Source organism: Natrinema salsiterrestre (assembly GCF_029502005.1).
Classification (GTDB): Archaea; Halobacteriota; Halobacteria; order Halobacteriales; family Natrialbaceae; genus Natrinema; species Natrinema salsiterrestre.
Window position 1 is genome coordinate 470,570 of record NZ_JAMQOT010000003.1, and the last position, 19,740, is coordinate 490,309.

Sequence of the window (19,740 nt, forward strand, 5' to 3'; positions counted from 1 at the left end):
GTAGCCCCGTTCGCGATCGTCCGTGTTACTCGAAGACGAAGTAGTCCCGTTCCTCGCCCTGAACGGAGATCCACTTGGGCTCGGTGAGCTCCCGAACGATCCACTCACCGTGGTACCGGCCGAGGCCTGACTGCTTGACGCCGCCGAAGGGCGCGTTGTGGTCCTCGTTGATCGGCTGGTCGTTGATGTGAACCATCCCCGCGTCGATCCGGTCTGCGAGGTCGCGGGCGCGTTCGGCGTCCTCGCAGAAGACCGACGCCGAGAGGCCGTACTCGGTGTCGTTGGCCAGCTCGATGGCTTCTTCGTCGTCGGAGAACGGAATGACCGGCGCGACGGGGCCGAAGTGTTCGTTACACGCCGTCGGCATGTCGTTGGTGCACTCCGAGATGACGGTCGGTTCGACGAACAGGCCGTCGGCCTCGCCGCCCGTTTCGACCGTCGCGCCCGCCTCGCGGGTCCCCTCGATGAACTCGAGCAGGTCGTCGCGCTGGGTCTCGTTCTGTACCGGGCCGAACGTCACGTCCTCGTTCTCGGAGGGGTCCCCGACGACGAGCGACTCGGCGTGGTCGACCAGCAGGTCGACGTACTCGTCGTAGCGGTCTTCGTGGACCAGATGGCGGTTGATCGAGATGCAGACCTGCCCCTGATGGAAGAAGGAGCCGAACGCACCGGCGCGAGCCGCTTTCTCGACGTCGGCCTCGTCGGTGACGACGAACGGGGCGTTGCCGCCGAGCTCGAGGGCCGGCAGCGCGAGGCTTCCGGCGGCGTTTTCGGCGACGCGCTTGCCGACGGCCGTCGAGCCGGTAAAGGAGACTACGCGCGGGATCGGATGGGTCGACATCCGGTCGCCGATGTCCGAGCCGCGGCCGGTGACGACGTTGACGACGCCGTCGGGGACGCCGGCGGCCTCGCAGAGCTTCGCGATGAGTAGCCCGCCCGTAATCGGGGTGTCCGTCGCGGGCTTCAGGACGACGGTGTTGCCCAGCGCGATGGCGGGGGCGACCGCTCGCAGGGAGAGGTGCAGCGGGAAGTTCCACGGCGAGATGACGCCGACGACGCCCACCGGCTCGTAGACGACGTGGTTGTCCTTGTCTTCGATCGAGGACGAGGGTCGGACCTCCTCTTCGGGGGCTTCGAGCTCCAGCGCCATCTCCACGTCGCCGGTCGCGGTCGCGAACTCGCCCATCGCGCGGTAGGCCGGCGCGCCGGCTTCGGTCGCGAGCAGGCCGGCGATCTCCTCGAAGCTGTCGTTGAGTTCCGCGAGCAGGTTCTGGACGATCTCGTTGCGCTCCTCGCGGGGAGTCGCCTCCCACGCCGGTTGTGCGGCCTCGGCCGCCTCGTAGGCGGCGTCGACGTCGTCTTCGGTCGCGGCCGGGACCTCTGTAAACACTTCCTGTTTCGCCGGGTTTGCCACTGAAATCGTGTCACCGCTCGCGGCGTCGCGCCACTCGCCGTCGATATACAATCGGTTCCAGTCGGCCTCAGGCTCGAGTTCTTGGACGCTCATCCTACACGCGGGATACGACGGAATCAGTGATATGTTTTCGTCAACCGGATACCGTTCGGCTACGAGTTTGTAACCGGAATCAGTTACCTTTCGAGCGGTGGCGTGAAGGCGATCGCTCGCGATCTGACTCGAGCGGGTGATCGAACCATTCTCGTTGCAGACTATTAGAAGTAGATATAAGTGAGTTTACGTCGAACTGAAAATCGGAAGCCGGTCTCCGACGGGGGCTGTATCGAAATGCCCCGGGTGGAACCAACACCCGAGACGTGGCTTCCAAACCCGCGTAAGGATTCGGACGCCATGATTCCGTACATTCTACCGGGATATAAACATCCCGCACACCGACAGAATCGCACGACTGAACGAGTCTCGACGCTGCTTCGGACCGCGAGGTGTAATCGCGATGTGTCGTGACGACGCCGGAGGGAGCGACGGAGACGGGACGGCGGTGCCACCCCTCTCGTGTCCCTGCTGCGGCCAGCCGATTACGGGGCTCACGTCGACCGGTCCCCATACCGGTGCCGTCGAGCCCTGCGGCTGCTCGATCGCGCCCGGACTGATCCACAGGGAGAGCGTCCACGGGGCTGACGACGACGGGGAGTAACTGGGGCTCGGCGCTCGAGCCCCGGCGACCAGCCGATCGGTCGGCGTCGCGAGTCGGACACGACCACACCACCACCGTCGACACCACCACTCAACCGGCGCAATTGACCGGCCGATCGGCTCGAAAACGGGAGCTCGAGTCCGTTCACCTTCTGATTGTGCATCGGAGTCCTCCTCGGAATGGTCCGCGAAACGCGTGAGAGTCACCTCTGAGAGTGGAACCATCCGTTGGAAGAGTGGAACCACTGCAGAGAGCGTCCTGCTATCGTGGCAACACGGGATTGCCACGCCCTCCCCAACCGATTCGCTCGCTTTCCGAGGCGCTCACTCCGTTCGCGCCTCGCACTGCTCGCTCATCCCTCGCGCAGTATCGTCGGCCGCCCTCACGATCGTTCGGACGGCCCGCTCACGGATCGCTTCGCTCTCCGTTCGCTTCCGAGGCGCTCCCGATGGTCGCGCCTCGCGGACAGCGCGCGCCACCGCACGCCGAGTGATTAATATAGAGATCGGTGACCGACGAAAAGACATTACTACTCAGCGAATGACGTTGCGGGTATGCCGCTTCAGACGCCGCCGTTACGTGGGATTCACGACGAACGCGGAGCGAAGTTCACGGAGTTTGGCGGCTGGGACATGCCGGTCGAGTTCGATTCGATCCAGACGGAGCACGCGGCCGTCCGGGAGGACGCCGGGATCTTCGACGTCTCGCACATGGGCCAGATTCACGTCACCGGCCCCGATGCGACGGAACTGATGCAGCGCCTGACGTCGAACGACGTCACCCGACTCGAGGTGGGCGACTCCCAGTACGCCGCCATCACCGACGAGGACGGGATTATCATCGACGACACCGTGGTCTACCGGCTGCCCGACGAAGACGACCGCGCGACCTACCTGTTCGTTCCCAACGCCGGCACCGACGAGGCGACCCACGAGCGGTGGATCGACTACCGCAACGAGTGGGGACTCGAGGCGACCGTCGACAACCGGACCGACGAGTACGCGATGTTCGCCGTTCAGGGGCCCAACGCCGCCGATCTCGTCGACGGCGCGACCGACGATCCGGTGTCCGATCTCGAGCGGTTCGAAGCCCGGTACGCGACGATCGACGATGTCGACTGCTGGACGGCCCGGACGGGCTACACGGGCGAGGACGGCTTCGAACTGATCGTGCCCTGGGACGCGGCGACGGACATCTGGACCGCGTTCGACTGCCAGCCCTGCGGGCTCGGGTCGCGGGACACGCTCCGCATCGAGGCCGGCCTACTGCTCGCCGGCCAGGACTTCGACGCGGAGGACGACCCGCGGACCCCCTACGAGGCGGGGATCGGCTTTACGGTCGCCCTCGACACGGAGTTCGTCGGCCGGGACGCCCTCGCGGAGATCGCGGACGCCGGGGTCGACGAGAAACTCGTCGGCTTCCAGCTGATCGATCGCGGTATCCCGCGGCACGGCTACGACATCACGACCACCGAGAGCCGGGTCATCGGCACCGTCACCAGCGGCACGATGAGCCCGACCCTCGAGCAACCGATCGGGCTCGGCTACGTGCCGGTCGAGTACGCGGAACCGGGGACCACCCTGCAGGTCGTCGTCCGCGGTCAATCGAAGAAAGCAAGAGTTGAAACCACGCCCTTCATCGACACAGTATAATGAGCTTCGACGTTCCCGACGATAGACGGTACCTGGAATCGCACGAGTGGGCACTCGAGACAGACGGCGTCGTCCGCGTCGGCATCTCGGACTTCGCACAGGACGAGCTCGGCGACGTGGTCTTCGTCGAACTCCCCGACGTCGGCGACGACCTCGAGGCCGAAACCGAGTTCGGCGTCGTCGAATCGATCAAGGCCGTCTCGGACCTCTACGCGCCCGTCGGCGGCGAGGTCGTCGCGATCAACGACGACCTGTTCGACGCGCCCGAACTCGTCAACGAGGACCCCTTCGGCGAGGGCTGGATGCTCGAGATCGAGGCCGACGACCCCGACGAGCTCGAGGAACTCCTGACCGCCGAGGAGTACGAAGATCAGATCGCCTGAGAGGAATATCCCTTCTCTCGAGAGCGCTACCAGAGTCGGCAGCGAGAGGTCCGCGAGCCCCTAGAACACGAACCGCTCGACGATCCGTCCGAGGAGGCCGGGCTGGCGGGACTCGTGTGCGTGGACGCCGAGCGCCGGCGAGTCGGTGGCGTCGATGAGCCGGTCGGAGAGATCGTTCCCGACGACGGTTCGGAGCCGGCCGCCTTCGCGCCCGATGACGAGGAACTCCGCAGTCTGGGCCACGGCGATCAGCTCCTCGGTCGACCCGTTCGTCTCGACGATCTCGGTCGTGACCGGGGCGGAACAGAGCTCGACGAGGTCGTCCTGGTAGTCCTCGATCGTTCGCCTGAGGTCGGCCGAGGCCGACGAGTCGAGCGCGTAGACGAGCCGGACCGTCGCGTCAAGCTCCGTCGCCAGCGCGTCGGCGATCGTGACCTTCGACGGATCGAACGGGCTCTGATCGGTGAGCACCGTCACCTCCGAGACGGTATCGAAGTCCCGGTCCTCGACGAGGACGACGTCGCAGGGGGAGTGACGGAGGATCCACTCGATCGGGCTCCCCACCAACTGGTGGCGAAGCCCGCCGGGCTGGCGTTCCATCAGGAGCACGTCGGCGTCCTCGTGGACCGCGAAATTGACGATCGCGTGTTTCGTGTCGTGGCTGACGATCTCGCCGTAGGAGATCGGCACGTCGAACTCCCGGGAGAGCTGTCCCGTCTGTTCCTCGAACTGTAAGTCCGCCGGCGACTGCGTCTCCGAGGCGAAGTCCAGCGAGACCTGATCCGGCACTTCGTCGAACTGAGTGACCGTGACGCCGCCGCCGCGCTTGCGGGCGACGTCCGCGGCGATCCGAATCAGTTGCCGCTCGCGCGCCTCGCTGGTTCCCTCCGTCAGTGCGACGAGAACGTCCGACGTCGGCGACTCGAGGGCGTCCTCCGTCCGATCGACGGCGGAACGACCGGTCGTCCGTCGGACCGTGTCGACCGCGAGACCCGCGCGGTCGATCCGCGGGCGGGCGTAGACCCAGTACCAGCCGATGCTTCCCGCGGTGATGACAGCTGCACCCGCGAGAGCGACGGTTCCCATCTGCGTGAGCAAGACGAGGCCGCTCGCGATGCCGAAGAGTTGCATTCCCGGGTACAGCGGCGACTCGAAGCTGGGATCGTACTCCTCGAGGTCGGCGTGGCGAAAGGCGATCACGGCCACGTTGATGAGAACGAACACGAGTATCTGGAACGCGCTGGCGAGTTTGGCGATGCTGAGGATGGGAACGAACGCGATCAGAACGAGCATGACGCCGCCGGTGAGGGTGATCGCGGTCGTCGGCGTGCCGAACCGGTCGCTGACGGTCGCGAAGGTCGGCGGTGCGAGATCATCGCGACTCATCGCGAACGGATACCGGGACGACGAGAGGATGCCGGCGTTGGCGGTACTGACGAGCGCGAGGAGCGCCGCGAGGACGACCGCGATGAAGCCGGGCCAGCCGAGCGCGTTCGTCGCCGCGACGGCCATCGGCGTCTGTGAATCGGCGAGGTCCGCGAGCGGCGAGACGCCGACCATCACTGCGACGATGAGGACGTAGAGAACCGTCGTGAACGACAGCGAACCGAGGATACCGAGCGGAATGTTTCGGCCGGGATCTTCGATCTCTTCGGCGACGCTCGCGACTTTGGTGACGCCCGCGTAGGAGACGAAGACGAGCCCGGTCGCGGCCAGAATCCCGCCGAGACCGTCGTCGAAGGAGCCGCCGAACTGGCCGGGATCGACGGTCGGCACGCCGCCGCCGACGAACCAGGCCAGCGCGGCGAGCATGACGACGACGATAACGACCTGTAACTGACCGGTCTGTTTCGCCCCGAAGAGGTTCACGGCGATGAGAACGACCGCCAGCGTCAGTGCGACGGGTTTGACCGGGAGGTCGAGGAGGAGGACGAGATAGGGAACGCCGCCGACGAGGGCCAGCGCGCCCTTGAACGCGAGCGAGAACCAGGTTCCGACGCCCGCGACGGTCCCCAGTATCGGCCCCATCCCGCGCTCGATGAAGATGTAGGTCCCGCCGGCTTCGGGCATCGCCGTCGCCATCTCGGACTTGCTCAACGCGGCCGGTACCACGAGCAACCCGGCGACCAAGTAGGCGATAACGACGCCGGGACCGGCGATTTCGATCGCCAGCGCCGGCAGAATGAAGATGCCGCTCCCGATCATCGCTCCGATACTGATCGCCATCACCGCCGGCAATCCGAGGTCTCGTTCGAGGTCTTTTGTCATGGGGTGTATCTGTAACGGCGTCTCGAGCGGCGGCCTCCGAACGCGACGATACGCTGGTCGAACGAGGCCAGACGCGAGAGCGACGCGAGGTGGTATCCAGAAACCGGATACTCTCTCGGGCAACTAGCACGACGGGAACGGAATAAAACTCACGGATCCGATCGGCGTGTGTCATACGCACACATCGATAGCGCGAATGAAGCCGACGTTACTCCGGAAATATCGGTAAAAGATACGAGATTGTAAAGAAAGGTCGGTCCGTACGGTTCCGGCGGTCGGTGGTTCCGACCGCGCGGGCTCACTCAAGGCTCACCAGATACTCGAGCATCTCGTCGAGCGGCGCGTTCGTGACGGCGAGCGAGTAGCCGTCGATTCGCGCGAGATCGGCCGCGTGATCCCAGAGGTCGGCCTCGTCGATCCCGTGCAGGATGACGGCGTTGGGCGTCGGATTGACGACGCGCAGCGCGACGAGGGGGGATTCGCCCCGAGTGACGCCCGTGAAGACGAGGACGCGGTTCGTGCTCTGTCCGTAGAGGCGGAAGAACTCCTCGCTCGAGAGCCGCGTGATCGCCTCGATGCTGTCGATGACCGTGTGGCCGCTGACGCTGTCGGTCCCGCCTCCGGCCACCTCGGTCGCCTCGAGATCGTCGTACAGCGTCGGCAGCGGGATCGAGGTCGCGTACTCTCGGAGGTCGTAGACGACGTCGCTGTCGAACCCCGCCGAGAGGACCCGACCGTACTGCCTGATTCGCTCGCCGCCGCGTCGCTCGTCGATCGCGAGCAGTCCCTCGACGAGTCTGCCCACGACGCCGATGCCGGGACTCTCCCGCCGGCCGCTCTCGTAATCGGAGATGACCGACGACGAGACCTCGAGTTCGGCCGCGAGATCGGTCTGCGAGACGTCGAAATCGGTGCGCCACTTGCGCAGCGTCGCGCCGGGGTCGTCACTGAGCGTGATCTCCCCGGCGATCTTCTCGGCGAGTTCCCGTTTCGGTCCGCGTCCACCCATACACGACGGTTACGCGGTCGATGCAAGTAGCTACCGGAGACGGATCGATAACGGGGCCCCTGATCGGCGTGGTCGTCGACTCGGTCGAGTACCGCGCCCGACAGGTCGGTCGCCCCAACAGTCAAGCCGACGGGGTTCGAGTCGTCGGACGATGCCATCGACCGTCGTCCACGTCGCGTTCGCGGGACTGGTCGGAGTCGCGTTGCTGGGCGAACGGTTCGACACCAGGTCGATTCTGGTCGTGATGGGATGTAGCGCCCTCCTCGATCTCGATACGGTGATCGGAATCGTCGTTCCCGGGACCCACCGCGCGGCGTTACACAACGTCTGGATCGTCCTCCTCCCGGCCGGGTTCCTCCTGTGGGACGCGGTGATCCGCGAGGAGTCGATCGTTCGCGCACGGTGGGGAGACGCCGCCCCGCGCGTCGCGTGGGCTACCCTTGCGGGACTCCTGTTCGCACACGTGCTGTTCGACGCCTTCTTCAACGGCGTCAACCTCTTCTGGCCGCTTCACGACCGGTTTTACGACCTCTCGGGAACCCTACTCGTAACCGATCAGCGCGGCCTCGTCCAGACGTTCGTCGAGTTCGACGCCGGGGCGCTCGCCGACTCGACGACGCGCGGAACGACGGAGAACACCCACTACAGAACGGGGTTCGACCCCACACGAGACGAACCCGCGACGGACGTCGAGCGGATCTTCCCCATCGCTGCGACCGGCGAGCGGTTCGTGCTTGCGCTGGCTGGCTATACGGCCGTCATTGTGCGGATCGTAGAGGATCGGCGGTCTGCGTGAACTGCGGGGTGCCGACGATCCAACGCTGCGATACCGTCCCGGTCAGTCCGTGTTAATCTATAGACCGAGTATAGTTGCTGGCGCGATCAGTGCGGCTTGCAGTCACTGCTATCGCTCGGTCGTATCGAGTCGAACTGGCGACGACCCGTCTCGTTCGCCCCTTCGTAGCGACTCGTTCGAATCAGTCGGTTGCGAGCGATCGGAGCTGTTCGAGACGCGTCTCGAGAGGTGGATGCGTTGACCGGACTCCGGCCACAGTTTTGGCGGGTCCAAGTGTCGGAAGCACGTTGATCGCGTTCGCCGATCGAGTGTGCTCGCGCAGATCTGCTGTCGGTTTGGTGGGTTCGGCCCCGTCGAGTCGTTCGAGGGCAGCCGCGAGCGCCCCGGGATCCCCGGTCAGCGTCACGGCGGCACGGTCGGCCGCTAACTCGCGACCGCGAGAGAACACACTGACACCGATCGATGCGACGAAAGAGAGAAGGTGGCCACAGATTTCGGAGACGTTCGTCGTAGCCCCCTCGTCTTCCGTCAGTGTCTCGGCGGCGACGAACGGCACGAGTACGAGCGTCATCAGTCGAAGATCATCGTTGGCAATATGGCCGATCTCGTGCGCGAGGACTGCTACCAGCTCGGACTGTGGCAGCGTCTCGATTAGCCCCCTCGAAATAACGATAACCGGCGTATCGTCTCGCCCGACTCTGACAATAGGATCAGTTGGCCGATACGTTGTGTATGCGAGTGGCGTCGCCGTCGGATCGACTCGAAGCTCGGGTACTGGAATACCAACCTGTCTCGCGAGACGGTCGACTGCGGAGTCGAGGTGCGATGTCTCGACCACCGCGACTTCCGAGGGGGGTACTGCCCGTTCGAGCAAAGCCCGACGTTCGGCTCGAACAGCGCGTTCGATCGCTCGAGTGAACCAACCGAGTGCGACGAGGCCACAGAGCGACCAGAAAATCGGCCATACGTGACGAGGCGGGTGAATGGGAACATATCCCAGTAAATCGGACGCATACGCGGTGATAATCATTCCACCGACGACCGCAATTATCAACACAACAGTAAGGCTGCCGGCGAGCACTGCCCCGCTGATACTAGCAGCGAGGGCTGCACGGAGTGTGAGGCCAGCAGGTGTTGTGAATCGCATACGAGACTATTTTTCATTCCGTCTGAAAAGTATTGTTCTCTCCTCTCTACAATATATGATCGGCTATGTAGTGTAACACAGAAGTATATAAGATATAAAAATATATAAATTAGTAATTAGATTATATGATTATGTCTGGAAACAAAGGCGCGAGCGGTGTAAGTCGACGAGGCCTTCTTAGAAAAAGCGCTGGTACCGGTTTAGGAGTCGCTGGTATCAGTCAAACTGCTGCTGCTTGGGAGACGGCGGATCCTAGAGATATCAAACAGATTCGCCGGTCGTCCGAGGTGAAAGCGGTTCTGAAGGAACTCAACAGCGAGCGACTGCCAAAAGACGGGAAAACGAGAACGCTCACTGTCGACGGCCGCGGTGAGGTAACGACTACGAAAGTCGAATTTGAATTCGGGACACTCCGCTTCGGAGAATTCGGGGATGATCGAAATGCGAATTTCACTTTCGACTCAATCACTCACCCTGCGGTCCCATCGAAGTTTGCGAACATCCCGGAGGGAACTGCACCCATATTGATAGCAAACGGCGATGACGTCACGGTGAGTCGAGAGGCAACTGATCGTGAACGCGATATCGTCCTCTCGGCTGTCCCGGAGCGGGGCGATCGGGCTACTGTTTCTACGCGTTCCGATATCAACGGATTCCGCGTTAACGTCGCAAAGAATACGTCGAGCATTGAGGATACGGAGATAAAACGGTATACCGTAGAGTTGCCAGATAGTAACTTCTCCCCAGCAGTACGAGATACGAGTGATCGGCTCGAGGATGGAAGTGAACTGACTGTCACTAATGAAGTCGAAATTCAAGGAATAAAAAGCAAACTAATCGGAGACTACGTTGAGGGCGTTATAGCTAGTAATCTCGGTGACGAACTACACGAATGTGGAAGTAATTGTGTCGGGTGTGCAGACTGGATCATCAGTCTGGCACTGGACTGTCGTCTGTGCGGCCCGCTTTGTACTAGTGCAGCGTCGGGTGCCGGCGCAGTTCTGTGTGGTGTCTGTGTCTATCAGTTTTGTACCGATGTTGATGCCATGGTCGGATGTGCAGACTGTATTGCATGTGCCGTCGAAGGGAACTCCTCGTGGAGCAGTCCGACGACACCCGATATCCCAGAAGATATCCCAGGTCTCGGCGGTGGTGTTCCCTGGTAACGTCGTCCGTCTGCTCCGATTTCGACACGAGGATAGTCAGTACTCGTATATACCATATCCTACTCATGTGAATCGACCACTCTACCGATTTTTTCTGAGACTTTCGATACTAATTAGCGCCAGTCAACTGGCGAAGATCGGCAGACGATAACAGCTACTCCGCCGACCCGCCACGCTCCGAGGGCGGTTCGGTCGTCTCGACATGCTCCCGGAGCCACCCGATCGCCGCGTCGACCGTCTCCGGATCGGTACTCGAGACCCGGAGCCGACCCGGTCGGTTCTCGCTTCGCGGATAACTCCCGACGGAGACGTCGAACCGTTCGGTGACGCCCTCGAGCGCGTCGTACAGCGATCCCTCCGGGGCCGGCGTGTACAGGGTTCGGGCGACCGCCTCGCCCTGAAACTCGTCCGCGACCGCCTCGAACATCGCTCGCATCTCGTCGGGGATGCCGGCGAAGACGTAGACGTTCTCGACGATACAGCCCGGGGCCCACCCCTCGTCGACGACGATGGGCGTCGCTCCTTCGGGGATCGAGGCCGCGGCGTCGATGTCGAGCTGGAGGTCGTACTCCTCGACCATCTCAGGGTTTTCGTCCCGGAATGCGGCCGCCTTCTCGACCAGCCGCTCGCGAATCTCGCCGTGGACAACGAACTCGCGCTCGAGGCCGTCGGCGACGGCTTCGACGGTCACGTCGTCGGGAGTGCCGCCGATGCCGCCGGTGACGATCACGGCGTCGAACTCGTCGCTCCACCGGGCGACGTAGTCGGCGATGAGTGCGCGGTCGTCGGGAATCGTCAGGATGCGAGCGACGCTACTGCCGCGTTCGGTGATCCGCTCGGCGAGCCACGACGCGTTGGTGTTGGTCGTCGACCCTGCGAGTATCTCGTCGCCGACGGTGACGATCGCGACGTTCATAGCCCGCCTTGGTGGGCCGGGAAGTTATTCGCTCCGGGATCATGTCGGCAATCGACGGCGGACGGACCCGTTCGAGCGAGCGCCAGCGCCACGGTTTTGTGAGCGGTGTGCGAACTCCTCGTATGGTCGTTGACACGGGCGACGGCGACATCGCAGTCGTCCCGTCGCCGAGCGATACGGACCGTCCCATCGATTCGGACGCGATGGACGATCGAACCCGCCGTAGAACAGTGAGTGACTCCGCCCGGAAACCGCCGATGTCGGGACGCTCACCACAGTCGCGGAGGCGACGATGGTAGCGGCGGACCTCGCGTTCTCGTTCGGGCGGCTCCTCTTCGCCTTCTTCCTGGTCTTCCTGAACGGGTTCTTCGTCGCCGCGGAGTTCGCGTACGTCCGGATCCGGCCGACACAGATTCAGACGCTCGTCGACGAGGGCCGGTCGTCGGCGAAGCTCGTTCAGGAGGCCGAGGAGAACTTGGACGACTACCTCGCGACGACCCAGCTGGGTATCACGATCGCATCACTGGGGCTGGGGTGGGTCGGCGAACCGGCTATCGCCTCGCTGCTCGAGCCCGTCCTGGGGCCGGTGCTTCCCGCGGGAACGCTTCACCTGGTCTCCATCGCGATCGGGTTCAGTATCATCACCTTTCTGCACGTCGTCTTCGGGGAGCTCGCACCCAAGACCCTCGCCATCGCCGATGCCGAGCGGATCGCGCTGCTCGTCGCCGCGCCGATGAAGTTCTTCTACTATATTTTCATCCCCGGAATCGTCGTCTTCAACGGGACGGCGAACTTCTTCACTCGGCTCATCGGCGTCGCACCGGCGTCCGAGCGCGACGAGAGCCACAGCCAGGAGGAGATCCTGCGAATCGTCTCGCAGTCGGGCCGACAGGGTGCGGTCGACATGGACGAAGTCGAGATGATCGAAGCGATCTTCGATCTCGGCGACACGGTCGCTCGCGAGGTCATGATCCCTCGGCCCGACGTCGTCACCGTCAGGGCGGGAATGCCCCTCTCCGAGCTCCGCGGCGTTGCCGCCAACGGGAACTACACGCGGTTCCCCGTCGTCGACGAGGAGTCCGACGATCCCGTCATCGGCTTCGTTCACGCGAAGGACGTGCTTCAGGCCATCGAAACCGCACGCGAGGACGGCGAAGAAGCGACCGAGCCGATCGCACGCGACCTCGCTCGAGACGTTCTCATCGTGCCCGAGACGCGCCGGGTCGACGAGATCCTCACCGAGTTCCGCCGACAGAACGTCCAGATGGCGGTCGTCATCGACGAGTGGGGTGCCTTCGAGGGGATCCTGACGATCGAGGACGTCATCGAGGTGGTCGTCGGCGAGATTCAAGACGAGTTCGACGTGGCTGAGATGGAACCGACCGTCGACGAACTCCCCGACGGTCGATACGCCGTAGACGGTGGCGTCCCGCTGGGGGACGTCAACGACGCCCTCGGGACGACGTTCGAAGCCGACGCGTACGACACGATTGCGGGTCTCGTGCTGAGCCGCCTCGGCCGCGTCCCCGAAGTCGGCGACTCGATCGAGGCCGACGGCTACGAGCTCACCGTCGACGACGTGGACGGAACGCGGATCTCGAGCGTGATCGTCAGCGAGAGCGTTCCGGAGGCCGAGGAGTCGTCGGATTGATCGTTGCGAGTCGTACTCTCGAGAGGGAATCGACCGCTCGGTGACCGGGTTCAGGTCCACTGCGTAAGCGGCTCCTCGGTCTTCGCTCGAGCGATGTACTCGCTCTGCATCTCGCGGACGGATTCGTCAAACTCTTTGCCGGCATCGAGGCGATCGGCGACGCGATCGAGTTTCCATCGACTCGGTGTCGTCCGGTCGGTCCAGCGCGTCTCGAGCGGTGCGAGATACTCCTCCATAGTCTCCGACGAAACGCCCTGCTCGCGGAGCCCGCGGCGTGCGTATTCGAAGAGTTCTCCGTAGATTACGCTCGAGTCGGTCGTCCGGTCGCCGTCGGCCGTGATCCACGCGAGGTCGGCCTCGAGACCGTCTTCGACCGCGCTGTAGAAGCTCCGTTCGGCGGCGTCTCGGTCGAGGGTCTCGAGCGGATGGTCGGCGACACACAGTCCGCGGACGAGCCCGACGACAAGACACTGGAGTCCGATGGTTTCTCGGATAGTCGGTTGCGTGGGGAGGGGACGATATTCGATGCGAATCGACCAGCGGTCGCCCCGATCGACCGGCTGGCCGCCGATGACGGCGCGAAGCCACCGCCAGTAGGTCCCCCGCTTGTGATCGAGTTCCCAGAACTGATCCGCGAAGGTCTCGCGGTCGTCGTCTCGCAGCCACTCGCGGAGGAACGGCGCACACGTCGGATCGGCGACGAGCCGGTCGACGGTATCGGCCGCGCTCCCGATCTCGTCGGGAAACCGGACTTTCTCCCAGGCTCGATTGATGGACTGTTCGAACACCGGAATGCGGAGTTCGTGATGCGTCTCCTCGAGCACGTCGGACGGATCGTCGATCGCGTACAGGTCCGGCGGGAGCAGCGGCGAGTTCGTCGCCAGCGCGAGGACCGGGCCGAGCGTCCCCAGGGCGGTGTTGTAGTAGCGCGGAAACGCCTCGGCGTCGGGAACCTGGAGGTGTGGCTGTATCGAACTCGCGAGGGATTCGAACAGGAGCGACGGAAACCGCCGGTCGACGCCGGGAACCGAGAGCGGAATCGACCCCCCGGTCCGCCCCAGGACGGCGTTGTCGATCGCACAGTAGCGCGGCGACGACGTCATGTTCTCGGCGATCGACAGCCCCTCGCTCTCGCGAACGGCTCCCAGGTAGTCGTCACTACCCTCCCGCGGCGGAATCGTCCACATCGAATCGAGGACGATCTCGAGTCCGTCCCGCGCCGCCGCTTGCTGTGCGGTCCGATAATCCTGCCGGAGCGACGCCGCCTGTGCGGCGATGCCATCGTCGTCGAACGGCGTCGGATCGGTGTGGAGCTCGACGTTATGTTCCCCAAGCTCCCTGTCACAGTGTCCGTCGAACACGCTGTCGGGAACGCGAGCCAGCCGGTTTTTGTCGTCGACCGCGTAGGCCTCGAGTTCGATTCCGAGACCGAACCCGGGGCTGTCGAGACGCCCCGTCTGGAGGGCGTCGGTGAGACGGGCGGCCTGCTCGTCGACGCGGCGATCGAACTCGCTGCGCGTCTCCTCGCGGAGCGAGCGCGCGACGAGGTCGATGAACTCCGCCATTGGTGAATCAAGGCGATCCAGTCGCTTAGAAGTGCGGTGCGGAACTGTCGTTCAGAGTGGCAAGTCCCAAGTAGACAGTCGATCCGACGAGCAGCTAGTGGGCACATGATCGAAAGTGGGGAATAATTCTTTCTCGCCCACACAGGGAGCGGATCGTCACGAACGCCGCTACTCTCGTCGGCGTACGTGGCGACATCGATACGGGTGTCGCTACTGCAGCGCACGTCGAAGACCACGGATTCACACCGTTTGACGCCTTCCCCCTCGTCGAGGCCGCGGTGATACTATCGTCTCCAGCGACGATACGTACGAGGATACTGCACCTCGACCTGACGATAGTACCTGAGGAGTGACGTTCGCAACCACTAAACGAGACTCGCTCCAACCAGTGACCAACTGGACGGAGAAGTCCGGGAAATACGATGTACTGAGAACGTCGAATCTGTCTCGTCGTTCGCTCGTCGATGCGGAGACGAATTCCGACCAGTGGAGATAGAATGGGTATCTCTGCATATCGGGGAACATTTTTACTTTCGCCCACCGTACACCAAGATATGTCAGACGTAGCGCTGGACGACCGCGGTCGTCTCACGCTCCCGAAAGAGATCCGAGAACGATACGGGGACCGATATCACGTCGTTCAGCTTCCAGACGGAGTTAAATTGGTTCCGGTCGCCGACGATCCGCTCGAGGCGCTCAGGGACGAATTCGCGGACGTTGAAAAGTCGGCGGACGAACTTCGTAAAGAAGGGCGTGACGCAGCGCTCGACGAGGCCGGACGATAGATGTATGCAGAAACCGATTTTCTCCTCGCACTGATTAAGGACGACGACTGGCTCGGAGACGCCGCCGAGTCGGTGTATCGAGAGCATCGCGACGAGTTGTGGACATCACAGTTCACGCTCATCGAACTTCTGCTGGTCGCCTACCGCGAGGAACGTGATACCGAACGTGTCATTTCGAACGCCGCTAACCTCGTCGAAGTGTGCGACGACGCGGAGACGGTCGTTACGGCGGCGACGTATGTGGAAGACCACGGTTTCACACCGTTCGACGCGCTTCACCTCGTCGAATCCAATGGAGATACCATCGTCTCGAGCGACGATACATACGAGGACGTGACGTCCCGGCTTGATCTGAAGTCCGTCGACGAGGAGTAACGCTCCGCAACCACTAAACGCGACTCGTCCCAACCAGTGTCCAATGACCGACTGGACGGAGACGTACCGCCCGACGACGCTGTCGGAGGTGCGCGGCAACAACAAGGCCCGCGACCAACTCGAGGAGTGGGCCGAGAGCTGGGACGACCACCGGAAGTCGGTGATCGTCCACGGCAGCCCGGGCGTCGGGAAGACCTCCGCCGCCCACGCGCTGGCGAACGATATGGGGTGGCCCGTCATGGAACTCAACGCCAGCGACAGCCGGGGAGCCGACGTCATCGAGAAGATCGCCGGCGAAGCCGCGAAGAGCGGGACGCTCACCGCCGGCGAAGCGGGCCGCCGGCTCGTCATCCTGGACGAGGCGGACAACTTCCACGGGAACGCCGACTACGGCGGCTCGCGGGAGGTCACCCGCGTCGTCAAGGACGCGAACCAGCCGATCGTCCTCGTGGCCAACGAGTTCTACGACATGAGCCAGTCACTGCGCAACGCCTGCGAGACCATCGAATTCCGGGACGTCTCGAAGCGGTCGATCGTTCCCGTGCTGCGCGACATCTGCCGTCGCGAGGGCGTCGAGTTCGAGGACGAGGCGCTCGAGAAGATCGCCGAGTCGACGAGCGGCGACCTGCGTTCGGCGGTCAATGACCTGCAGGCGGTCGCGGAGGAAGCCGAGCGATTGACCGTCGACGACGTCGTGACGAGCGAGCGCGACACCACCGAGGGGATCTTCGATTTCCTCGACGCGCTCATCAAGGAGGAAGACGCCGAGGGCGCGCTGCGAGCGTCCTACGACGTCGACGAGACGCCCGACGACCTGCTCAACTGGATCGAGGACAACGTCCCGAAGGACTACGAGGGGGCCGAACTGGCCGACGCGTACGAGTTCCTCTCGAACGCCGACCGCTGGCTGGGCCGCGTTCGGGCCACGCAGGACTATTCCTACTGGCGGTACGCGACGGACAACATGACCGCCGGGGTCGCCGCCTCGCGGCGGGGCGACAAGGGCGGGTGGACGCGATACGGCCCGCCGAGCTACTGGTCGAAACTGGGCCGCACCAAGGGGACGCGAAACACCCGCGATTCGATCGCCGAGCGCATCGCCGAACGGGAGGGCGCGAGCGTCGCCACGGCCCGCCGGGAGATCCTCCCCTTCCTCTCGGCGATGACCCACCACTGCAAGAACCGCGACCTGACCGTCCGCATGGCCGCGGCGTACGACCTCGACGAATCCGAGGTCTCCTTCGTCACTGGCAGCGGGAAGGACACCAACAAGGTCCAGTCGATCGTGGCGGACGCCGAGGAGCGCAAAACCGAGCGAGCGGTCGAGCACTCGGGCAACGCCTTCTTCGAGGCCGACCGCTCGAGCGCGGACGGCGACGACGGGAGTGCCGATACTAACGATGGCGACAGCGCTGGAGACTCGAACGCTCAACAGACGCTCGCTTCCACGGACGCTGACGGCGAAGGGACCTCGGAGCCCGAGTCGGACGACACATCGACAGCCGACGAACCGGACGACGATCAGTCAGGGCTGAACGACTTCTTCTGAGCGGCTACTCGCCGCCGCTCGATCGGTACAGTCGCGGTCCGAACGAGCGGTGAATCCGGTCGAGTGGCGATGATCCGGTTTTATTCATCGGTGATACGTCATATATAAATTGACCGACACTATTACGTCGATGAGCGGTGAGAGTGTCACACGGTGACCGGCCGAATGACAGACGCCCACAGCTGCCCGCTCTGCACGGAACCGTACGACGACCGCAACGCGCTCTGCGTCCACCTCGAGGTGGAACACCGGAAGTCGGAAGTGGTCTCTTACCTCATCGACCTCGACGCGGCGGTACCCGAAGTCGATATTTCGTCCGGCCGCGAGACGACGGCCGAGGACGAACGAACGGCCCCGTCGGCCTGAGTAATCACGCGGCGTTACCGAGAGAGTTCTATCGGGAGCCGGTCGCGAAACGCCGGTGACAGTGCATCGACGACCCCGGCAGCGAGTTCTGGCGGATCGATATCTCCCCCGCGATCGTCGAGCGGTGGTACCGTCTCGACCCCGTGACCCGTCATACGCTCGAGTTCGTCTGGATTGGTCCGTTCGGCCACCGTCTCGCCCGCGTACTCGTTGACGACGATCCCGCAGACGTCGATGCCGCGAGCTTCGAGCGCGTCGACCGTCAGTGCGGTGTGGTTGAGCGTCCCCAGTCCGGCCCGCGTGACGACCACCGCCGCGGCTTCGAGGTCCACGACGAGGTCGATCACTTCGCGGTCACCGGCCAGCGGCACTCGAAGGCCGCCGATCCCCTCGACGATCGGGACCGGCGTCGACTCGATCTCGCGTTCGCAGGCAGCACGGATCGCCCCGTACTCGAGATTCTCGTCCGCGATCTCCGCCGCGACCCGCGGTGCCAGCGCCGGCTCGAGATAGCGCGGACAGGTCGCGGCGTCGGGGTCCTCGCAGGCCGCGGCGACGAACCCGGCGTCGTCGTCCGGCGGGTGACCGGTCTGGGCCGGCTTGATCGCCCGCGCGTCGTGACCGGCCTCGCGGAGCAGGCGCGTGAGCCCCGCCGTGATAACCGTCTTTCCGACGCCAGTTCCGGTGCCGACGACGGCGATCGGCTGCCGCCCGCTCACAGCAGTCCCACCTCCTCGCCGGCCGCGCTGAACGCCTCGAGACAGGTGATGATGTCGTCCTCATCGTGCGTCGCCATCGGGGCGACGCGGATGCGGCTGGTTCCCTCCGGAACGGTCGGCGGTCGGATCGCCGGCGCGACGACGTCGCGCTCCCGGATGCCCTCGGCGAGGTCGATCGTGTCCGTCCGGTCGCCCACGAGAACCGGGAGGATCTGGGACTCGCCCAGTACCTCGAATCCCATCGACTCGAGCCCGTCGCGGAGGTGAGCGACGTTCTCCCAGAGCTGTTCCCGGGCACCGCTGTGGCGGGCGACGTGGAGCGCCTCGCTCGCGGCCGCGGCGGCCGGCGGCGCGAGGCCGGTCGAGAAGACGAACGAGCGCGCGTCGTTGACCAGACACTCGATCAGGGCAGCGCTCCCGGCGACGTACCCGCCTTGACTCGCCAGCGCCTTCGAGAGCGTCCCCATCTGTATCTGAACCCGGTCCTCGAGCCCCTCGGCTTGGACGACGCCGCCGCCGTTCGCGTACAGTCCGGTCGCGTGGGCCTCGTCGACCATCACCCACGCACCGAACGACTCGGCCGCGTCACAGATCGCCTCCAGCGGCGCGACGGTGCCGTCCATGCTGAACACCGAATCGGTGACGATCAACCACGATTCGTCGGCCGGGTCCCGACCGTCTCGCGTAGCCGTTCGGGCGCGTTCCTCGAGTTGCGAGCGCAAGCTCGCGGCGTCACAGTGGTCGTAGACCGCGGTCTCGGCATCCGCGAGCCGGCAGCCGTCGATGATGCTCGCGTGGTTCAGTTCGTCGGAGAAGACGACGTCCGGCTCGAGCGCCGCGATCGTGCCGACGTTCGCGGCGTAGCCAGAGGAGAACGCCAGCGCGCGCTCGGTGCCCTTGACCTCGGCGAGGAGTCGTTCCAGGTCCCGGTGGACCATCGTATCGCCGGTGACGAGACGACTCGCTCCCGCACCCGTGCCGACCGTCGCAGCGGCCTGTCGGGCCGCGTCCTGCACTCGCTGGTCGTCGGTCAGCCCCAGATAGTTGTTCGAGGCGAACACCAGCGCCTCGGCTGTCTCGAGGACCGGCAGATCGCCGCCAGAGGGCTCGCCGAAGTAGCCGCGCTCGGCGACCCGATCGACCGGCGACAGCGCGCGTTTCAAGTCGGTTTCCTCGAGCGTCTCGAGTCGGTCTTCGAGATCGAACCCGCGATCGGCCATTCGGCTAAACGGACTCAGCGCCACGGTTTGATTCTCACGATTCCGGTCGCTCGGTTGAATCG

General features: G+C 64.2%; 18 protein-coding genes and 1 pseudogene. 11 read left to right on the plus strand and 8 right to left on the minus strand.

Features of this window, described 5'->3' with window-relative positions; all coding sequences use genetic code 11:
* Positions 1 to 25: 25 nt before the first annotated feature.
* Entirely contained in the window at positions 26 to 1,507 is a 1,482-nt protein-coding gene (locus tag NDI89_RS11790; RefSeq protein ID WP_277521803.1) for an aldehyde dehydrogenase family protein, read from the minus strand.
* A 403-nt stretch (positions 1,508 to 1,910) separates the two neighbouring features.
* On the opposite strand from NDI89_RS11790, the gene NDI89_RS11795 reads away from it, so the two are divergent.
* The 3 genes from NDI89_RS11795 (at position 1,911) to gcvH (ending at position 4,146) form a co-directional block, all read left to right on the plus strand.
* Positions 1,911 to 2,111 carry a hypothetical protein gene (locus tag NDI89_RS11795; RefSeq protein WP_277521804.1) on the plus strand — a complete coding sequence of 67 codons (201 nt, stop codon included), beginning with the start codon at positions 1,911 to 1,913 and terminating at the stop codon, positions 2,109 to 2,111.
* A 554-nt stretch (positions 2,112 to 2,665) separates the two neighbouring features.
* Positions 2,666 to 3,763 carry a glycine cleavage system aminomethyltransferase GcvT gene (gene gcvT, locus NDI89_RS11800; protein WP_277521805.1) on the plus strand — a complete coding sequence of 366 codons (1,098 nt, stop codon included), beginning with the start codon at positions 2,666 to 2,668 and terminating at the stop codon, positions 3,761 to 3,763.
* A complete protein-coding gene (gcvH, locus tag NDI89_RS11805) occupies positions 3,763 to 4,146 on the plus strand; it encodes a glycine cleavage system protein GcvH (protein WP_277521806.1) in 384 nt (127 codons plus the stop codon). Before gcvT ends, gcvH begins: the two co-directional genes overlap by 1 nt.
* A 60-nt stretch (positions 4,147 to 4,206) precedes the next feature.
* Here the strand turns inward: gcvH and NDI89_RS11810 are convergent, their stop codons facing one another.
* Together NDI89_RS11810 and NDI89_RS11815 are read right to left on the minus strand one after the other, a co-directional pair.
* Positions 4,207 to 6,414: a universal stress protein gene (locus tag NDI89_RS11810; RefSeq protein ID WP_277521807.1), complete on the minus strand. Its 2,208-nt coding sequence runs from the start codon at positions 6,412 to 6,414 to the stop codon at positions 4,207 to 4,209.
* A gap of 298 nt (positions 6,415 to 6,712) precedes the next feature.
* Positions 6,713 to 7,423 carry a helix-turn-helix domain-containing protein gene (locus NDI89_RS11815; protein WP_277521808.1) on the minus strand — a complete coding sequence of 237 codons (711 nt, stop codon included), beginning with the start codon at positions 7,421 to 7,423 and terminating at the stop codon, positions 6,713 to 6,715.
* Positions 7,424 to 7,574: 151 nt separating this feature from the next.
* Here NDI89_RS11815 and NDI89_RS11820 point away from each other — a divergent pair, with 151 nt between their 5' ends.
* The gene (locus NDI89_RS11820; RefSeq protein ID WP_277521809.1) at positions 7,575 to 8,219 is read left to right on the plus strand and encodes a metal-dependent hydrolase; all 645 of its coding nucleotides are present in this window, start codon (positions 7,575 to 7,577) and stop codon (positions 8,217 to 8,219) included.
* 181 nt (positions 8,220 to 8,400) lie between these two features.
* Here NDI89_RS11820 and NDI89_RS11825 read toward each other — a convergent pair whose 3' ends face one another.
* A complete protein-coding gene (locus NDI89_RS11825) occupies positions 8,401 to 9,366 on the minus strand; it encodes a M48 family metallopeptidase (RefSeq protein WP_277521810.1) in 966 nt (321 codons plus the stop codon).
* A 131-nt stretch (positions 9,367 to 9,497) separates the two neighbouring features.
* On the opposite strand from NDI89_RS11825, the gene NDI89_RS11830 reads away from it, so the two are divergent.
* Positions 9,498 to 10,532, plus strand: coding sequence for a hypothetical protein (locus tag NDI89_RS11830; RefSeq protein ID WP_277521811.1), 1,035 nt, complete (start codon positions 9,498 to 9,500; stop codon positions 10,530 to 10,532).
* A 154-nt stretch (positions 10,533 to 10,686) separates the two neighbouring features.
* Here NDI89_RS11830 and NDI89_RS11835 read toward each other — a convergent pair whose 3' ends face one another.
* Positions 10,687 to 11,448: a competence/damage-inducible protein A gene (locus NDI89_RS11835; RefSeq protein ID WP_277521812.1), complete on the minus strand. Its 762-nt coding sequence runs from the start codon at positions 11,446 to 11,448 to the stop codon at positions 10,687 to 10,689.
* A gap of 292 nt (positions 11,449 to 11,740) precedes the next feature.
* On the opposite strand from NDI89_RS11835, the gene NDI89_RS11840 reads away from it, so the two are divergent.
* Positions 11,741 to 13,099 carry a hemolysin family protein gene (locus tag NDI89_RS11840; protein WP_277521813.1) on the plus strand — a complete coding sequence of 453 codons (1,359 nt, stop codon included), beginning with the start codon at positions 11,741 to 11,743 and terminating at the stop codon, positions 13,097 to 13,099.
* A gap of 50 nt (positions 13,100 to 13,149) precedes the next feature.
* Here the strand turns inward: NDI89_RS11840 and NDI89_RS11845 are convergent, their stop codons facing one another.
* Positions 13,150 to 14,664, minus strand: coding sequence for a glutamate-cysteine ligase family protein (locus tag NDI89_RS11845; RefSeq protein WP_277521814.1), 1,515 nt, complete (start codon positions 14,662 to 14,664; stop codon positions 13,150 to 13,152).
* A gap of 146 nt (positions 14,665 to 14,810) precedes the next feature.
* On the opposite strand from NDI89_RS11845, the pseudogene NDI89_RS11850 reads away from it, so the two are divergent.
* The 5 genes and pseudogenes from NDI89_RS11850 to NDI89_RS11870 all read left to right on the plus strand — a co-directional run.
* A pseudogene (locus NDI89_RS11850) lies at positions 14,811 to 15,010 on the plus strand (hypothetical protein); the annotation flags it as partial.
* 208 nt (positions 15,011 to 15,218) lie between these two features.
* Positions 15,219 to 15,449, plus strand: a complete 231-nt coding sequence (locus NDI89_RS11855; protein WP_277521815.1) for an AbrB/MazE/SpoVT family DNA-binding domain-containing protein — start codon at positions 15,219 to 15,221, stop codon at positions 15,447 to 15,449.
* Positions 15,450 to 15,824, plus strand: a complete 375-nt coding sequence (locus NDI89_RS11860) for a type II toxin-antitoxin system VapC family toxin (RefSeq protein WP_277521816.1) — start codon at positions 15,450 to 15,452, stop codon at positions 15,822 to 15,824.
* Positions 15,825 to 15,867: 43 nt separating this feature from the next.
* Entirely contained in the window at positions 15,868 to 17,373 is a 1,506-nt protein-coding gene (locus NDI89_RS11865) for a replication factor C large subunit (protein WP_277521817.1), read from the plus strand.
* A gap of 165 nt (positions 17,374 to 17,538) precedes the next feature.
* On the plus strand, positions 17,539 to 17,739 hold the full coding sequence (locus NDI89_RS11870) for a hypothetical protein (protein ID WP_277521818.1): 201 nt from the start codon (positions 17,539 to 17,541) through the stop codon (positions 17,737 to 17,739).
* Positions 17,740 to 17,753: 14 nt separating this feature from the next.
* Here NDI89_RS11870 and bioD read toward each other — a convergent pair whose 3' ends face one another.
* Together bioD and NDI89_RS11880 are read right to left on the minus strand one after the other, a co-directional pair.
* Positions 17,754 to 18,458: a dethiobiotin synthase gene (bioD, locus tag NDI89_RS11875; RefSeq protein WP_277521819.1), complete on the minus strand. Its 705-nt coding sequence runs from the start codon at positions 18,456 to 18,458 to the stop codon at positions 17,754 to 17,756.
* Positions 18,455 to 19,678: an aminotransferase class I/II-fold pyridoxal phosphate-dependent enzyme gene (locus NDI89_RS11880; protein WP_277521820.1), complete on the minus strand. Its 1,224-nt coding sequence runs from the start codon at positions 19,676 to 19,678 to the stop codon at positions 18,455 to 18,457. Before NDI89_RS11880 ends, bioD begins: the two co-directional genes overlap by 4 nt.
* Positions 19,679 to 19,740 lie beyond the last annotated feature (62 nt).

Coding starts and splice junctions, on each gene's coding strand:
- NDI89_RS11790 (WP_277521803.1), bottom strand. CDS start 1,507: ATGAGCGTCCAAGAACTCGAGCCTGAGGCCGACTGGAACCGATTGTAT.
- NDI89_RS11795 (WP_277521804.1), top strand. CDS start 1,911: ATGTGTCGTGACGACGCCGGAGGGAGCGACGGAGACGGGACGGCGGTG.
- gcvT (WP_277521805.1), top strand. CDS start 2,666: ATGCCGCTTCAGACGCCGCCGTTACGTGGGATTCACGACGAACGCGGA.
- gcvH (WP_277521806.1), top strand. CDS start 3,763: ATGAGCTTCGACGTTCCCGACGATAGACGGTACCTGGAATCGCACGAG.
- NDI89_RS11810 (WP_277521807.1), bottom strand. CDS start 6,414: ATGACAAAAGACCTCGAACGAGACCTCGGATTGCCGGCGGTGATGGCG.
- NDI89_RS11815 (WP_277521808.1), bottom strand. CDS start 7,423: ATGGGTGGACGCGGACCGAAACGGGAACTCGCCGAGAAGATCGCCGGG.
- NDI89_RS11820 (WP_277521809.1), top strand. CDS start 7,575: ATGCCATCGACCGTCGTCCACGTCGCGTTCGCGGGACTGGTCGGAGTC.
- NDI89_RS11825 (WP_277521810.1), bottom strand. CDS start 9,366: ATGCGATTCACAACACCTGCTGGCCTCACACTCCGTGCAGCCCTCGCT.
- NDI89_RS11830 (WP_277521811.1), top strand. CDS start 9,498: ATGTCTGGAAACAAAGGCGCGAGCGGTGTAAGTCGACGAGGCCTTCTT.
- NDI89_RS11835 (WP_277521812.1), bottom strand. CDS start 11,448: ATGAACGTCGCGATCGTCACCGTCGGCGACGAGATACTCGCAGGGTCG.
- NDI89_RS11840 (WP_277521813.1), top strand. CDS start 11,741: ATGGTAGCGGCGGACCTCGCGTTCTCGTTCGGGCGGCTCCTCTTCGCC.
- NDI89_RS11845 (WP_277521814.1), bottom strand. CDS start 14,664: ATGGCGGAGTTCATCGACCTCGTCGCGCGCTCGCTCCGCGAGGAGACG.
- NDI89_RS11855 (WP_277521815.1), top strand. CDS start 15,219: ATGTCAGACGTAGCGCTGGACGACCGCGGTCGTCTCACGCTCCCGAAA.
- NDI89_RS11860 (WP_277521816.1), top strand. CDS start 15,450: ATGTATGCAGAAACCGATTTTCTCCTCGCACTGATTAAGGACGACGAC.
- NDI89_RS11865 (WP_277521817.1), top strand. CDS start 15,868: ATGACCGACTGGACGGAGACGTACCGCCCGACGACGCTGTCGGAGGTG.
- NDI89_RS11870 (WP_277521818.1), top strand. CDS start 17,539: ATGACAGACGCCCACAGCTGCCCGCTCTGCACGGAACCGTACGACGAC.
- NDI89_RS11880 (WP_277521820.1), bottom strand. CDS start 19,678: ATGGCCGATCGCGGGTTCGATCTCGAAGACCGACTCGAGACGCTCGAG.